The sequence below is a fragment of the Pseudomonas sp. EL_65y_Pfl2_R96 genome, from assembly GCF_963970905.1.
Classification (GTDB): domain Bacteria; phylum Pseudomonadota; class Gammaproteobacteria; order Pseudomonadales; family Pseudomonadaceae; genus Aquipseudomonas.
Genome location: NZ_CAXAQH010000006.1, coordinates 213,788 through 229,805, shown reverse-complemented (window position 1 = coordinate 229,805; position 16,018 = coordinate 213,788). Strand labels below are relative to the sequence as shown.

Sequence of the window (16,018 nt, the reverse complement as noted above, 5' to 3'; positions counted from 1 at the left end):
GACGGCTCACCCCGAAGGTGCTGGATTCTCGAGGCGGGGAGGCGTATGCCTCCCCGGCTCGTTTTTGGAAACCACATGAAAATTCTGATCGTTGGGCCCAGTTGGGTCGGTGACATGGTGATGGCGCAGACACTTTTTCAGTGTCTTAAACAGCGCCACCCGCAATGCGAAATCGACGTGCTGGCCCCCGAGTGGAGCCGGCCGATCCTCGAGCGCATGCCCGAAGTACGCCAGGCCTTGAGCTTCCCGCTTGGCCATGGCGTGCTGGAGCTGGCGACGCGTCGGCGCATCGGTAAATCCCTGGCCGGGCAATACGACCAGGCCATCCTGCTGCCCAACTCCCTGAAATCGGCGCTGGTGCCATTTTTTGCCGGTATTGCGAAACGCACCGGTTGGCGCGGCGAGTTCCGCTACGGCCTGCTCAATGACGTGCGTACGCTCGACAAAGAGCGTTACCCACTGATGATCGAGCGCTTCATGGCCCTGGCTTTTGAGCCCGGCGCCGAGCTGCCGAAGCCGTATCCACGGCCGAGCCTGCAGATCGACCCGGTGACCCGCGACGCCGCACTGGCCAAGTTCGGTCTGGCCCTCGACCGTCCGGTATTGGCGCTATGCCCCGGCGCCGAGTTCGGCGAATCCAAGCGCTGGCCGTCCGAGCACTACGCCAAGGTCGCCGAAGCGAGGATTCGTGAGGGCTGGCAGGTCTGGCTGTTCGGCTCGAAAAACGATCATGCGGTGGGCGAAGACATTCGAGCGCGGCTGATTCCCGGTCTGCGTGAAGAGTCGGTGAACCTCAGTGGTGGAACTTCCCTGGCCGAGGCCATCGATCTGCTGTCCTGTGCCGACGCGGTAGTCTCCAACGACTCTGGCCTGATGCACGTGGCCGCGGCGCTGAACCGTCCATTGGTGGCGGTGTACGGCTCGACGTCGCCGGGTTTCACGCCACCGCTGGCCGAACATGTCGAGATCGTGCGCCTGGGCATCGAATGCAGTCCGTGCTTCGATCGCACCTGCCGTTTCGGTCATTACAATTGCTTGCGCCAACTCATGCCGCAAGCGGTGAACGAAGCCTTGCAGCGGTTGCTGGGCACTGTGGTCGAGGTCAAATAGTTTGCGGGTACTGTTGATCAAGACTTCTTCGCTGGGCGACGTGATTCATGCGTTGCCAGCGTTGACCGACGCGGCGCGGGCGATCCCCGGCATCAAGTTCGACTGGGTGGTGGAAGAAGGCTTCGCCGAGATCCCGACCTGGCACCCTGCCGTGGGCAAGGTGATTCCGGTGGCGATCCGTCGCTGGCGCAAGAACATCTGGCAGACCATCAAGAGTGGCGAGTGGAAGCGCTTCAAGCAAAGCGTGCGCGCGACAAAGTATGACTTGGTGATCGATGCCCAGGGCCTGCTGAAAAGCGCGTTGCTGACCCGCTATGCCAAAGCCCCGGTGGCTGGGCTGGACAAGAACTCGGCCCGTGAACCGATCGCCGCGCGCTTCTATTCCCGGCGTCTGGCCGTGGCCCGTGGGCAGCACGCAGTAGAGCGAGTGCGTCAGCTGTTCGCGGTGGCCCTGGGTTACGACCTGCCTAAAGGGCTGGGCGACTACGGCCTGAGCGTCGAACGGCTGGTGGAATTGCCGCGCAAGAATCCGTACGTGGTGTTTCTCCATGGCACCACCTGGGACACCAAGCACTGGCCCGAAGCCTATTGGCGCGAGCTGGCCGAGCGGGTGGGGTACCTCGGTGTGGCGGTAAAACTGCCGTGGGGCAACCCCATCGAAAAGGCCCGCGCCGAGCGCATAGCCAAAGACATGAAACACGTCGAAGTGCTGCCTAAGCTGAACCTGGCGGGTGTCGGCAAAGTCCTGGCCGGGGCGCAAGCCTGCGTGGCGGTGGACACCGGTCTCGGTCACTTGGCCGCAGCGCTGGACGTGCCGACCCTGTCGCTGTTCGGCCCGACCAACCCGGGCCTGACCGGCGCGTACGGCAAGTCGCAGATTCACATGGCCAGCGACTTCCCTTGCGCGCCGTGCCTGCAAAAGAAATGCACCTATCAACCGACGGCCGACGATGCCCGTCGGTTCGACCTGAAGCGCGAGTGGCCCCTGTGCTTCACGCGTCTGAATCCCGAGCGTGTCGCGAGCCGACTGAGCACGTTGTTACTGGCTGAGGAGCTGCGCTGATGCAATTGGCATTTGTCCTGTACAAGTACTTTCCATTCGGGGGCTTGCAGCGCGACTTCATGCGCATCGCCCTGGAGTGTCAGCAGCGCGGCCATCGGATTCGCGTCTACACGTTGATCTGGGAAGGTGACGTTCCGCCGGGTTTCGAAGTGTTGGTGGCGCCGGTCAAGGCGTTCTTCAATCATCGGCGCAATGAGAAACTCACCGAATGGATGGAGGCCGATCTGGCCAAGCGTCCGGTGGACCGCCTGATCGGTTTCAACAAAATGCCCGGCCTGGACGTTTATTACGCCGCCGACGGCTGCTTCGAAGACAAGGCGCAGAACCTGCGCAACTCCCTGTACCGTCGCTGGGGCCGTTACCGGCACTTCGCCGAGTACGAGCGCGCGGTGTTCGCCAAGGACGCCAAGACCGAAGTGCTGATGATTTCCGAAGTCCAGCAGCCGCTGTTCATCAAGCATTACGACACGCCGATCGAACGTTTTCATCTGCTGCCACCGGGCATCGCCCAGGACCGTCGTCGCCCAGCGGACGCGGATGACATTCGCGCCGGGTTCCGAGCCGAATTCAACCTGAAGGACGATGAGCTGCTGCTGGTGCAGATCGGCTCCGGGTTCAAGACCAAAGGCGTGGACCGCAGTCTCAAGGCGCTGGCCGCGCTGCCCGCCGAGCTGAAAAAACGCACCCGACTGTTTGTAATTGGCCAGGACGACCCCAAAGTATTCCAGTTGCAGAGCGCCACATTGGGGCTCGGCGACAACGTGCAGTTCCTCAAGGGGCGCAGCGATATCCCGCGTTTCCTGCTCGGTGCCGATCTGTTGATCCACCCGGCGTACAACGAAAACACCGGGACGGTATTGCTTGAAGCCCTGGTGGCTGGCTTGCCGGTGCTGGTGAGTGCGGTGTGCGGCTACGCCCATTACATCGCCGAGGCCGACGCGGGTCTGGTGCTGGACGAGCCCTTCGATCAGGCGCAATTGACTCAATACCTGACTGGCATGTTGAACGACGCAAATGCACGGGCGGCCTGGAGCCGCAACGGTCTGGCCTTCGCCGAGACGGCCGACCTCTACAGCATGCCGCAGCACGCGGCCGATGTGATTCTGGCGGAGCACGCTTAATGAAGTTGATGCTGGCTGAACCGTTCAAGAGCCTCTGGGCCGGACGCGATCCGTTCGCTGAAGTCGAGGGCCTCAAGGGCGAGGTGTACCGCGAGCTTGAAGCGCGCCGGACACTGCGTACTGAAGTGGATGGTCACGGGTTCTTCGTGAAGATCCACCGGGGCATCGGCTGGGGCGAGATCTTCAAGAATCTGCTGACCGCCAAGCTGCCAGTGCTTGGCGCGGGCCAGGAGTGGAAGGCCATTCAACGCCTGCAAGAAGTCGGCGTGCCGACCATGACCGCTGTCGCCTACGGCGAAAAAGGCAGCAACCCGGCGGACCAGCATTCGTTCATCGTCACTGAAGAACTGGCGCCCACCGTCAGCCTCGAAGATTTCAGCATCGACTGGGTCAAGCAGCCGCCCGAGCCAAAACTCAAGCGCGCCTTGATCGCCGAAGTCGCGCGCATGACCGGCATGATGCACCGTGCCGGGGTCAACCACCGCGACTGCTACATCTGCCACTTCCTGCTGCACACCGACAAGCCGGTGACCTTTGATGATTTCAAGCTGTCGGTAATCGATCTGCACCGTGCTCAGACCCGTCCGACGATTACCCAGCGCTGGCGCAACAAGGACCTGGCGGCGCTGTATTTTTCGGCGCTCGACATTGGCCTGACCCGTCGCGACAAACTGCGTTTCCTCAAGGGGTACTTCCAACAGCCCCTGCGCCAGATTCTGGCTGAAGAAGCTGGACTGCTGGCATGGCTCGAAGGCAAGGCCAACAAGCTCTACGAGCGTAAGCAGCGATACGGGGACGCGCTCTGATGTCGGGTTGGACACTGGAACCTGCTTACAGCGATCTGGCAGAAGACTTCGGCAGTCTTGACGCGGTGTTCGCGCTCGAGGGCGAGCGACTGACCCGCGATCCACTGTCCGAGGTCATTCGCGTCCAGCGCAATGGCGTCAACTATTACGTCAAGCGCTACGTCGGCGCCGGCAAAGGCCTGCGCCGTTATCTGGGCAAACCGCGGGTGAAGGCCGAGTGGCAGAACCTCAAGCGTTTCGCCAAATGGGGCATTCCCACCGCCGAAGTAGTGGCCTGGGGGCTGGAACGGCGCGGTGTGGCATACGACCGTGGAGCGATGATCACACGCGAGCTGCCCCATACCGAAGATTTGTCGGCCCTGGCTGATCGGCATGATCCGAAACTGGCGGACCGCGCCTGGGTCGACAACATCAGTCGACAGCTGGCGGGCTATACCCGGACGATGCACGACCACCGTTTTACTCATAACGATTTGAAGTGGCGCAACCTGCTGATCGACGATGAGCCCCGGCTGTTTCTGATCGACTGCCCCAACGGTGATTTCTGGCGCGGCTTCTGGCTCAAATACCGGATCACCAAAGACTTGGCTTGCCTGGACAAGGTGGCCAAGTATCACCTGTCGGCCACCCAGCGTCTGCGCTTCTACCTGCAATACCGCCAATGCACCCGGCTCAATGCCGTCGACAAGAAACGGATTCGGCACGTGGTGAGATTTTTCGAGGGACGCGAATGACTGATTTTCTGGCTGCTGAAGACCGTGCGCTGCTTGAGCGCCATGGCCTCGGCACCTTTGACGCGCTCTGGGCCAAACAGCTCGAAGCTGTGGATGAACCCAACACCGCTCGGGGTGGCTGGAGCAGTGTGTTTCGGCTGGAACTGGAAGGCCATGGCTACTACCTCAAGCGCCAGAGCAACTACCTGACGCGCACCTGGCATTCGCCCTTGGGCGAGCCGAGTTTTGCCCGTGAGTTTCGCAACATCAGTCGTTATCAGGCACTGGGTATTCCGGCGCTGCAGGCGGTGTTTTTTGGTGAGCGCAAGGTCGACGGCGAAGTCCGGGCGATTCTGCTGACCCGCGCGCTGGATGGTTGGGATGATCTGGATTCGCTGTTGCAGCGCTGGTCGGATCTGAGCGCGGCACAGCACTCGGCCATTCTCAAGGCCTGTGGGCGACTGGCGCGACGCCTGCATGAGGTACGTCAGGTTCACGGTTGCTTCTACCCCAAGCACATTTTTCTTCAGGCCACCGGTGACGGTTATCAGGCTCAGTTGATTGACCTGGAAAAAACCCGGCCGCTGTTTTTCGGCCAGCGTGATCGGATCAAGGACCTGGAGCCGTTGCTGCGGCGGGCGCCGGAATGGAGCGAAATTCAGCTGCGCGAGTTGTTGGCGGTATATCTGGATCAGCCGCTGAACAGTTCGCTGGTGGACCGCTGGGTATCGCGCCTGAGTGCACGGCGCAGTCATAAGGAGGCGCGTTGATGCGTTTGTCCGAACTGAAAAACGCCGGACGTAGCCCAAGCCTGCCGCTGAGCATTCCACTGGCCGATGCCGCGGGGCCTGCCGAGTTGCAGTTGCTGAGTCTGCTGCGGGTGTTGCCGGGGCAGCGTTACGTTGGCGCTGGCGTCTGGCGCGGCCGGCCGGTGTTGGCCAAGTTGCTGGTTGGCGGTAAAGCGGCGCGGCATTTTCAGCGTGAGCTGGATGGCGTGCGTTTGCTCGCTGCGCAGGGGCTAACCACGCCGTTGCTATTGGCCGATGGCCTGAAGGACGGTGAGGGTGGCTGGCTATTGTTCGATTTCCTTGAGGGCGCCGAGAGCCTGGGGGATGCCTGGAAACAGGTCGAACACTTGCCCGCGTTGGCGGATGAACAATCGGCGGTGCTGGCCGACGCCTTGGGCGCCATTGGGCAACTGCACAGCAAAGGCCTGTGGCAGGAAGATTTGCACCTGGACAACCTGCTGCGCCACGGCGGTCAATTGTATTTGATCGATGGTGCCGGGATCTGTGCCGAGACGGCTGGCAAGCCGCTGTCGCGGCACAAAGTCCTGGAAAATCTCGGGGTGTTTTTCGCCCAGTTGCCCAAATCGCTGGAGCCCTTCACCGAAGAGTTGCTGGTGTATTACTTGCTGGGCAACGGTGAGCATGCCTTGCCCATGGAAGCGTTGCAGAAGCAGATCGACAAGGTTCGCCGCTGGCGTTTGAAGGACTTCCTGATCAAGGTCGGCCGCGAATGCACGCTATTCAGTGTCCAGCGCGGAGCGTTCGGCTTGCGGGCGATTCGCCGTGACGAAGAGGCCGCGATGCTGCCAGTGCTGGAGCAGGCCGATGCCTTGCTCGATCAGGGCCATCTGTACAAGACCGGCGGCGCGGCGAGCGTCGGCAAGGTCGACGTGGCGGGGCGCACGTTGGTGGTCAAGCGTTACAACATCAAAGGCTTTGCTCACTGGCTCAAGCGTTTCTGGCGCCCGAGTCGCGCCTGGCACTCATGGCGTGAAGGCAATCGCCTGGCGTTCCTGGGCATCGCCACGCCCAAGCCATTGGCCTTGCTGGAGAAGCGTTTTCTCTGGCTGCGCAGTCGGGCGTACCTGGTGACCGAGTATTTGCCGGGGCCGGACATCATCGAGCGCTTTGCGCCGTACGTTGAAAGCGGTGAAGCGCCGCAGGCCGAGTTGCAGGCCCTGGATTATCTGTTTGCCGAGCTGATTCGCGAGCGGATCAGCCATGGCGATTTCAAAGGCCATAACCTGTTCTGGCAGCAGGATCGCTGGGCGCTGATCGATCTGGATTCGATGTGTCAGCATGCCTCGGTCAGTAGTTTCGCCCCTGCCTATGCGCGGGACCGGGCGCGGTTCATGCGTAACTGGCCCGAGGGCAGTGCGCTGTACCAAGTGATTGATCAGCGGTTGCCCAAAGATATCTCTAGCGCTGCCTGAATCCCATCGCGAGCAGGCTCGCTCCCACAGTAGTTCTCGGTCGTATACAAAATAGGTGTACGACACCGATCCAGTGTGGGAGCGAGCCTGCTCGCGAAGAGGCCGGAACTGTCAGCCAAGTCCCCTGCTGGTAGAGACGGACAAGTTCTTATGAATCGTCCTACATGATCTGCAGAACCCATGAACTGTGCGCTGAATAGCCACGATGCTAGTTTGCCCGACGTTCCCGGAGGGCATATTTTGACGATAAAAATGGCTGTGTTGCTGAGCACTTTCTCACTGGCGCTATCCGGCTGCGGGACCGCTGTCACGGTGCTGCAGGATGACGAAGAGGTCGCCCGTGGCCTCAGGAAGCAAAAGACCTACTGCCAGTCCATCCCTCGCATCTATAGCGGTCTGGCTCACGATTTTTGCGTATTGAACGCACCGCCCGATCCCACCGGTATTCTGGTGCCGTTCGTATTGCTGGATCTGACCCTTTCGGGTGCCTTCGACACGATTTCCTTGCCCTACACGATTTACCGGCAGGCTACGGACGGCAATATCAGGATTTACTGGCGGGCGGGTCCTGGATGAGCAAAGGAGAACGCTTGGGCTCGGCGTCATCTTCACGGCGCTGATAAGGGCAGGGTCATTCCCGCCACGTTTACGCTATAATCCCGCCCTTTAGCTGTCTCTCGCCCCTTGCGAGGGCACATTAATTTTTGAGGCGCATTGCGCCTGCATGCAGACTAAAGAGGCTAGACCCCTGTGGCATTGACGATTCTTGGCCTGTCCGGCGCCCTTAGCCATGATCCTTCCGCAGCCTTGTATATCGACGGCAAGCTGGTCGCGGCGGCTGAAGAAGAGCGCTTCGTGCGCGATAAACATGCAAAGAACCGCATGCCTTACGAATCGGCGAAGTTCTGCCTCGAGCAGGCTGGCATCAAGCCGTCCGACGTTGATGTGGTGGCGATTCCGTTCGCGCCGATCAGCCTGTTCGGCAAGGCGCGCTGGCACTACGCCAAGCGTTACTGGTACGCCCCGGACCGCGCCCTCGACGCGATCCTGATGGGCAATCGTCGCTACAAGCGCTATCGCAACAAGATTGTCTGGTGCCTCGAGCAACTGGGCTTCGATCCGAAGAAAATCAAGATCGAGCCGGTCGAGCACCACCTGGCCCACGCCTCCAGCGCTTACCACTGCTCCGGTTTCAAAGAGAAAACCGCGATCCTGGGGATCGACGGCAAGGGCGAGTACGCCACGACCTTCTTCGGTTACGGCGAAAACGGCAAGATCCACAAGATCAAGGAATTCTTCGATCCGGACTCCCTCGGCGGCCTGTATGGCGCAATCACCGAGTTCCTCGGTTTCGAGATGCTCGACGGTGAGTTCAAGGTCATGGGCATGGCGCCATACGGCGACGCCAGCAAATACGATTTCTCGCGTCTGGCCTCGTTCGAGAACGGCGAGCTGGTGATCAACACCGACTACGCCAACGTCATCGGCCTGCGTCGTTATAAAGAGAAGGGCAAGGGTTTCTACTTCTCGCCGAAACTGATCGAGTGGCTGGGTCCGAAGCGTGAAGGCGATATCGCCGACGAGCCGTACATTCACTACGCCGCGAGCATGCAAGCGCTGTTCGAGAAACTGGCGTTGCAGATGATCGACCACTACCTGGGTGATGTGCTCAAGGAAACCGGCAAACTGGCCTTCGCCGGTGGCTGTGCGTTGAACGTCAAGCTGAACCAGAAAATCATTGCCCGCGACGACATCAAAGAGCTGTTCGTTCAGCCTGCCTCCGGCGATGCAGGTACCGCGGTTGGCGCTGCGGCTTACGTGTCCCACGCCCGTGGTGTACCGGTCGAGAAGATGGAACACGTCTACCTCGGCCCGTCCTACAGCAACGAAGACGTGCTCGCTGCCTGTGCCCGTCACCCGAGCAAGCCTGCGTGGCGCAAGCTTGAGAACATGCCGGAAAGCATCGCCAAAATCATGGTCGACGGCAACCCGGTGGCCTGGTTCCAGGGCCGCATGGAGTTCGGTCCGCGCGCCTTGGGCGGTCGTTCGATCATCGGTTGCCCGAGTGCTGTCGGCGTGGCAGACCGGATCAACCATCAGATCAAGTTCCGCGAGCGCTGGAGGCCTTTCTGCCCGTCGATGCTCGACACCGTGGCTCCGCAGATGATCAAGATCGATCACCCGGCGCCGTTCATGACCTTCACCTTCGAAGTGGCTGAAGAGTGGAAAACCCGTGTGCCGGAAGTCGTCCATGAGGATGGCACGTCCCGGGCCCAGGTGCTCAAGCGCGAATACAACCCGCGCTACTACGACATGATGAAGGCGCTGGAAGTGCTGACCGGTAACGGCGTGTCGCTGAACACCTCGCTCAACCGTCGTGGCGAGCCGATGATCTGCTCGCCGACCGACGCCTTGAACATGTTCTTCGGTTCCGACCTGCAGTACCTGATCATGGAAGACATTCTGGTGGTCAAAGAGGGCGCGGACGCTTATGACACGCTCGGCTGAACGCCATGTGCTGCAGTTTTGTCACGGCTATGACGGGCCGTTTCTGGACTGCGCCCGGCAGTACGCCAGCCTGTTTGCGGGGACCGGTTATCGCGTGACCACGGTGTTTTTGACCGGGGCTGCAGATAGCCAAGTCGCCGCGAGCTGCGCTTCCGATGAAGTGCTGTTCATGGAGTACAGCTCCAAGGCCATTCGTGGCCTGAAGCTGGGCGCCATCGGCGATCTGCGCAAGATCGCCGCGTCGCGCAACTTCAGTTTCTGCATTGCTCACCGTTTCAAACCGATCTACATCGCCTTGCTCGGTACTTCGTTGCCGGTCATTGGCGTGCATCATGCGTTTGGCGATTACCAGCGCAGCACCCGCAAATTCTTCGCGAATATTTTCCGCAAGCGCCTGAGCCTGATCGGCGTCTCCGATGCGGTACGTGACGACATGCGCCGTTGCTTGCCGAAATGGCCGGCCGGGCGGATTCAGACGCTCTATAACCGTGTCGATGTGCCAGCGTTGCAGACCAGTCAGGTATCGGTTCGTGAGGCCCGGGAAACCCTCGGTCTATCGATGGATGCCTGGATTGTCGGCAACGTCGGGCGCCTGCATCCGGACAAGGACCAAACCACGTTGCTGCATGGTTTCGCCGCGGCATTGCCGGGGTTGCCGGCCAACAGTCAGTTGGTGATCCTGGGCAGCGGTCGGCTAGAGCAGGACCTCAAGGCCCTGGCGCGTGAACTGGGTATCGGCGATCGCGTGTTGTTCCTCGGTCAGGTGCCCGAGGCGCGTCGTTACTTCCGCGCCTTCGATGTGTTTGCCCTCAGTTCCGATCACGAACCGTTCGGCATGGTGTTGCTGGAGGCCATGGCCGCCGGTGTGCCGTTGCTCGCCACCGCGTGCGGTGGGGCCAGGGAAGTGGTTGAAGGCGTGGGCATTCTGTTCCCGCTGGGTGATGCCGAGCACCTGGCGCAAGGGTTGCAGCATCTGGCCGCGATGGACGAGCAGCAACGTCGCCAATGTGCCGAGCTGATGTTTGACCGCTTGCGTGAGCGCTTCTCCGATCGCGCGGTGCGCGACGCTTTCTGGCATTTGCCGCACGTTACCGAACTGGCACCGAGGGGCTGATGCTCAACCGATTTCAAAGCTGGCGCGAACGTGGCTGGGCGCAGGTCGACGCCTCGGCTTATGCACAGGCCTGGCAACGTTTTGGCGGCAGCGTCGCAACTCATCCTCTGGTGGTCGAACGTCTGGCACAGTTGGCCGACATCCCGGTGCGCTATCTGGCGTGGGAGCAGGACGGCGAACTGAAAGCCGCCATTCCAACCTGGGGGCGCGACCTGGCGCTGTCCAAGGACGTGCTCAAGCGCAGTGGTAAAAAAGGCCTGTTTGACCTCGGCAATGCCGAGTTGATCCTGCCGGCCGCCGCTGATGCCCAGGCACCGCTGCGCCATCGCGGGCGTTACCTGTCGGCGCTGAGCGAAGGCCGCTTCACCGGCATCAAGTTGCAGACCGAACAGCTGGCGTTGGCCCGGACACCTGAAGAGCTGTCGAAGAAGTTTCGCTACAACCAGCGCCGGGAATTGCGTCTGCTGGAAGAGGCGGGCGGCGTGGTGCGGCCGGTTGCCGAATTTTCCAGCCGTGAACTGGCGGTTATCTATTGCGACCTGTTCCAGCGTCGCTGGGGGTTCCCGGCCACCGGTGCCGAGCGCATGGGCGAAGTGATCGAATTGCTGCGTGAGTTGCTGATCGGCTCGGTGATTTTCCTCAACGACGCACCGATTGCGATTCAACTGGTGTACCGCGTCGAGGCGCCGGAGTGGATCAGCGTCGAGTACGTCAACGGCGGTGTCGATCCCGAGACCCGCGAGTTCAGCCCCGGCAGCGTACTGAGCTTCCTCAACACCCAAAGCGCCTGGGAGCACGCACGCGCGTTGGGTAAGCCCCTGCGGTTTTCCTTTGGTCGGACCGACCGTGAGTACAAGGACCGCTGGTGCAATTCTGTGCCGGTCTTCACCGTATGAGCCAACCCATGAGCCGCAAACAGCAACTGCTCAAGCGCCATCGGCGCAACAAACGTATCGGTCTGTTGATCGCGTTGATGCTGTTGATCGCCATCGGTGTGCTGGTGGCCTGGTGGCTGCCGCTGGTGCTCGCGGTGCTGGGCTGGATCGCCCACGAGGCGTGGTTCGCCGACCATCTGTTTTATTCGCCCAAAGACGATTACCAATACAGCTTCCCGCCGTACACACCGCAGCCAAAAATTCACTTGGACGGTGAACGGCTGCGGCTGGACGAGGGCGTCATGCTGGTCGATGACGCTACGCTGGTGCTGGCGCTGCGGGTGAAAAGCACTTGGCTGGGGCGCTTTATCGATCCGGTGGTCGAATTGTCGGGGGGCGATAATCCCGACCGACAAACCTTCGAACGCGGTGTAAACGGCTTGCGTTACCTCAACCTCAGTGGTCAGGCGCACGTGCTGTCGAAAGGCGAGTTGCGTCTGCGCGGGCGATTCTGCCGATTACTTGGCGAACCTGTGCTCTGGGCGTTCGAGCAACCGGACTACCGTCGTCAGCGAGTGATGGTGATTGCTCCCCATGCCGATGACGCCGAATTGGCCGCCTACGGTTTGTACAGCCAGGCCGACGAAGCCTGGATCGTCACCCTGACCGCAGGTGAGATCGAAGCCGAACACTATCAGCAAATGGGCCTGAACAAGGTCGAGTCGGCTCGTCTCAAGGGCCGTTTGCGCGCCTGGGACAGTATCGCCGTGCCGCGCTGGGCCGGGGTGCCTGAAGCCCATTGCGTACAGCTGGGGTATTTCTGTCTGCAACTGGCAGCGATGCAGGCCGCGCCGGACACGCCTGTGGGTTCGCGGGAAGCAGACTTGAGCGACACCCGGTTGTTCCGTCAGTTGAATCCATTTGTTCTGCCGGGCGATGTCAACGGTGCGCCGACCTGGAACAATTTGCTGGCCGATCTGCGTGAATTGTTGCTGCGAGCCCGTCCGGAAGTGATCGTATTGCCACACCCGACCCTCGATCCGCACCCCGACCACATTTGTGCACAGGAAGCGGTCCTTGAGGCATTAAAGGGGCTGGAATGGCAGCCGATCACCGTACTCGGCTACGCCAATCATCTGCATGACAACGATCGCTGGCCAATGGGCGACGCCGGGCATGGCATCGCCCTGCCGCCGGCATTCGATTCGGTAACGTCGATGCAGCCTTGCTGCCTGCCAATGCCCTTGGCGCTTCAGCGTGATAAGGCCATGGCGTTGGGCATGATGCACGATCTGCAACCGACCCTGCCGTTCAAGCGACGTTTGCGACGGTTGATACAGTGGTTGCTGGCCAGTAGAGTGCCAGCTATCTATGGAGAGAACGATTTCTTTCGCAAAGCGGTCAGGCGCCACGAGTTGTTCTGGCTTCTGAAGCATGATGAAACATTTGGGCGACAGAAATGAAGTACAACGCGGCCTAGCATGGCCCGTATATAAGCAGCAGTGAGTATTTCTGTGATCAATCCATGCCCGCGTATTCTTTTCTTGATCCCGTATTTCGGTCATTGGCCGTTCTGGATGCCGTTTTTCCTCGAGAGCTGCCGACGCAACGCCGATATCGACTGGTTGCTGTTCAGTGACTGTGGTACGCCCGAGAATCTGCCGCCCAACGTGACTGTCGAGGCCATGAGCTTCAGTGAGTATTGCGCGCTGGTGTCGCGGCGACTGAATATCAACTTTGCGCCTGATGCCGCGTACAAGCTCTGCGACATCAAGCCGGCCCTGGGGCATATCCATGTCGACCGCCTGCAAGGCTATGATTTCTGGGCATTCGGCGATATTGATCTGGTGTATGGTGACCTGCGAAGTTATTTCACTGCCGATCGGCTGGCCAGTTATGACCTGTTCTCCACCCATGAACGACGGGTATCGGGACATCTCTGTCTGATGCGCAACACCGCCCGCAAGCGTGAGTTGTTCATGCAGATGAAGGACTGGCAAGCGCGCTTTGCCGATCAGGCGCATCACGCGCTGGACGAGGGGGCGTTCAGTCGAATCTTCCTCTGGCGCAAGAATTTCCCCGAGCCTTTGTTCTCCCTGGTGGGCAAGTTCAATCCGTGGCGTCGACGCAGCGAATTCACCGAAGCGTTCAGCACTCCGGGTGGCTGCATCAAGTGGCATGACGGCACGGATGACTTTCCACATCACTGGTACTGGCGCAATGGTTGTTTGAGTAACGATCGCGATGGCGATCGCCGGTTTCCGTATTTCCACTTCGTTTGCTGGAAACGCAACGAATGGTCACGGTTGCCCCCACCCGATCCGGCCGAGATCAGGCGCCTCGCCGCCGAACCGGCCTGGGTCATCGATGCGACTGGTTTTCACCGGGGAGAGTTATGAGTCAACGGTCAAAGGTTCTGCAATTGCAACCTGACTACAACGTCAAAGCCCATGATTTTGCCGACCTCGCGGAGCAGATCGTCAAGGCCCTGCCGAGCGATCGCTATGAAGTGACCGCGGCATTCCTGCGCGGCAAACCCAGGCCTGGCGAGGCGTTGAGCCGCGCGGACCGTTCGGTGTATTTCGAGTTTTCCGACAAGTCCCTCAAGGGCATGCGCCTGCGCGCCATGTGGGAGTTGTACAAGTTCTGCCGCACAGAAAAATTCGACGTGGTGATTTGCAACCGCTTCAAACCGGTGAACATGATGCTGGCGCTCAACCGCTGGTTGAAAGTACCGCTGTGCATCGGCATCTCCCACGGTTTTGGCGAGTACGACCGGTTTTACCGGCGTCGCCAGACCCAACGCCTGATCGATCACCATTGGCGCTTTGTCGGCGTGTCGCCAGCGGTCAAACAGTACCTGCTCGAATGTGACTGCGGCTTTACCGATCAGAATACCTACGCAATCACCAACGCCATCGACATCGAACAGGCCGAAGGTTTGCAGCACAGCCGCGAGCGTGCCCGGGAGTTGTTGGGCATCGCCCCGTCGGTGCGTTTGATCGGCGCATTGGGCCGGTTGGTGCCGGTCAAGGGCCACACCTATCTGTTGCAGGCCTTTGCCGCCCTCAAGGACAAATACCCGAACACCCAACTGGCAATCATCGGGGCGGGGCGCGAAGAGTCGCGCCTGGCCGCCGAAATCGAGCGCCTGGGGCTGACCGGCCGCGCGCATTTGCTGGGGTTCAGGGAAAACGCCTTGCAGTATGTTCGGGCGTTCGACATCTGGACCATGCCATCCCTGGCTGAAGGCCTGGGGCTGGCATTGCTCGAGGGCATGAGCGGGCATCTGCCGGTGATCGCCTCGAACGTGCCGGCCATGTTGCCGCTGATTCAGGGCGCGGGCGGTCTGGCGATTACCCCGGCGGACGTGCCGACGCTGGTCGCGGCACTGGATAACTACCTGAGCCTGTCGGACGACGAGCTCAAGGCCAAGGGCGAACAGGCCTACCGTTATCTGCAGGAACAACACGACATCGAGGTGTTCCGTCAGGAATACCTGAACCTGATCGACTCCGGCTTGAGCCTGGCCCGCAAGGAACAACCATGAGCGACGCGCAACCTCTCGTCACGGTCATCATTGCGTCGTACAACCACGGCCGCTATATCGAGGAAAGCATTCTCAGCGTCCTCAACCAGACCTACGAAAATATCGAACTGCTGGTCGTCGATGACGGCTCCAGCGATGACAGTGTCGAGCGGATCAATGCCTTGCAGGCGCTGCACGGCTTCGATTTTCGGGTTCAGCAGAACCAGGGGCTGACCAACACCCTCAATGGCGCCATCGCTCGTTCAAAGGGCAGCCTGATCGTGCCGTTCGGTTCCGACGACATCATGCTGGCGGAGCGGATCGCCATTCAGGTGGCCTATATGGATGGCAAGCCCGAGGTCGGGATCTGCGCTGGCAACATCGAGCTGATCGATGCTGACGGCAACCTCTACCCGGAGAAGCGTCAGCGCCGCGATGTGCCGTTCCGCCGTCTGGATTTCGAGGACATGTTCCTGGAGCGCAAGCCCTATCCGCCGGCACCGACCTTGATGATCCGTCGTGAAGCGCTGGACAAGGTAGGCGGCTTCGATCCGAACATTCGTCTGGAGGATTTGCTGATCGAGTTGAAAGTGACCCGCGCCGGTTACTTCATCGATGGCCTGAATGTGCTGATGGCGCGCTATCGCAAGCACGCCACCAACTCCTACAAGAATCACCGCTTCATGGTCGACAACATCCTGCGCTCCTACGCGCTGTTCAGCGATCATCCGCTGTACGACGAGGTGCGTTACAAATTCCTCAGCTCGATGTTTCTGAAAACCGCCAATCGCGACCGCAAGCTGGCGCGGGAGCTGCTGGCGCAGATACCGTTCAAGGCCTGGAACAAGAAGACCTGGCGAGGGCTGGGGCGGTTGTTTTTCTCACCCTTGGAAAAGGACTGAGACATGGGCTGGATACAACGCTATCGAGAAAAGCGCGCCAAGCGGGCGATTCGCAA

15 protein-coding genes are annotated in these 16,018 nt (G+C 60.5%); all 15 read left to right on the top strand.

What is annotated here, in order from left to right; genetic code table 11:
* The first annotated feature begins 75 nt into the window (after positions 1-75).
* Positions 76-1,110, top strand: coding sequence for a lipopolysaccharide heptosyltransferase II (gene waaF / locus AACY49_RS09720; RefSeq protein ID WP_339523284.1), 1,035 nt, complete (start codon positions 76-78; stop codon positions 1,108-1,110).
* 1 nt (position 1,111) lies between these two features.
* Positions 1,112-2,173, top strand: a complete 1,062-nt coding sequence (gene rfaC, locus AACY49_RS09715) for a lipopolysaccharide heptosyltransferase RfaC (RefSeq protein WP_258697876.1) — start codon at positions 1,112-1,114, stop codon at positions 2,171-2,173.
* Entirely contained in the window at positions 2,173-3,294 is a 1,122-nt protein-coding gene (locus AACY49_RS09710; protein WP_258697875.1) for a glycosyltransferase family 4 protein, read from the top strand. Before rfaC ends, AACY49_RS09710 begins: the two co-directional genes overlap by 1 nt.
* On the top strand, positions 3,294-4,100 hold the full coding sequence (gene rfaP / locus AACY49_RS09705; protein ID WP_258697874.1) for a lipopolysaccharide core heptose(I) kinase RfaP: 807 nt from the start codon (positions 3,294-3,296) through the stop codon (positions 4,098-4,100). The genes AACY49_RS09710 and rfaP overlap by 1 nt, the downstream gene beginning before the upstream one ends.
* Complete coding sequence (locus AACY49_RS09700) at positions 4,100-4,834, top strand: lipopolysaccharide kinase InaA family protein (RefSeq protein ID WP_258697873.1); 735 nt, start codon at positions 4,100-4,102, stop codon at positions 4,832-4,834. The genes rfaP and AACY49_RS09700 overlap by 1 nt, the downstream gene beginning before the upstream one ends.
* Positions 4,831-5,583: a lipopolysaccharide kinase InaA family protein gene (locus tag AACY49_RS09695; RefSeq protein WP_258697872.1), complete on the top strand. Its 753-nt coding sequence runs from the start codon at positions 4,831-4,833 to the stop codon at positions 5,581-5,583. The genes AACY49_RS09700 and AACY49_RS09695 overlap by 4 nt, the downstream gene beginning before the upstream one ends.
* A complete protein-coding gene (locus tag AACY49_RS09690; protein ID WP_339523279.1) occupies positions 5,583-7,034 on the top strand; it encodes a lipopolysaccharide kinase InaA family protein in 1,452 nt (483 codons plus the stop codon). The genes AACY49_RS09695 and AACY49_RS09690 overlap by 1 nt, the downstream gene beginning before the upstream one ends.
* Before the next feature lie 240 nt (positions 7,035-7,274).
* A complete protein-coding gene (locus AACY49_RS09685; RefSeq protein WP_258700799.1) occupies positions 7,275-7,610 on the top strand; it encodes a YceK/YidQ family lipoprotein in 336 nt (111 codons plus the stop codon).
* Positions 7,611-7,784: 174 nt separating this feature from the next.
* The gene (locus AACY49_RS09680; protein ID WP_258697870.1) at positions 7,785-9,542 is read left to right on the top strand and encodes a carbamoyltransferase family protein; all 1,758 of its coding nucleotides are present in this window, start codon (positions 7,785-7,787) and stop codon (positions 9,540-9,542) included.
* Complete coding sequence (locus AACY49_RS09675) at positions 9,526-10,656, top strand: glycosyltransferase (protein WP_258697869.1); 1,131 nt, start codon at positions 9,526-9,528, stop codon at positions 10,654-10,656. The genes AACY49_RS09680 and AACY49_RS09675 overlap by 17 nt, the downstream gene beginning before the upstream one ends.
* Positions 10,656-11,552 carry an antimicrobial resistance protein Mig-14 gene (locus AACY49_RS09670; protein ID WP_258697868.1) on the top strand — a complete coding sequence of 299 codons (897 nt, stop codon included), beginning with the start codon at positions 10,656-10,658 and terminating at the stop codon, positions 11,550-11,552. The genes AACY49_RS09675 and AACY49_RS09670 overlap by 1 nt, the downstream gene beginning before the upstream one ends.
* 8 nt (positions 11,553-11,560) lie before the next feature.
* Positions 11,561-12,994, top strand: a complete 1,434-nt coding sequence (locus AACY49_RS09665) for a PIG-L deacetylase family protein (RefSeq protein WP_339523271.1) — start codon at positions 11,561-11,563, stop codon at positions 12,992-12,994.
* A 51-nt stretch (positions 12,995-13,045) separates the two neighbouring features.
* Positions 13,046-13,930, top strand: coding sequence for a DUF6625 family protein (locus AACY49_RS09660; protein WP_339523269.1), 885 nt, complete (start codon positions 13,046-13,048; stop codon positions 13,928-13,930).
* Positions 13,927-15,081 carry a glycosyltransferase family 4 protein gene (locus AACY49_RS09655; RefSeq protein WP_339523267.1) on the top strand — a complete coding sequence of 385 codons (1,155 nt, stop codon included), beginning with the start codon at positions 13,927-13,929 and terminating at the stop codon, positions 15,079-15,081. The genes AACY49_RS09660 and AACY49_RS09655 overlap by 4 nt, the downstream gene beginning before the upstream one ends.
* Positions 15,078-15,962, top strand: coding sequence for a glycosyltransferase (locus AACY49_RS09650; protein WP_258697864.1), 885 nt, complete (start codon positions 15,078-15,080; stop codon positions 15,960-15,962). The genes AACY49_RS09655 and AACY49_RS09650 overlap by 4 nt, the downstream gene beginning before the upstream one ends.
* Positions 15,963-16,018: the final 56 nt, after the last annotated feature.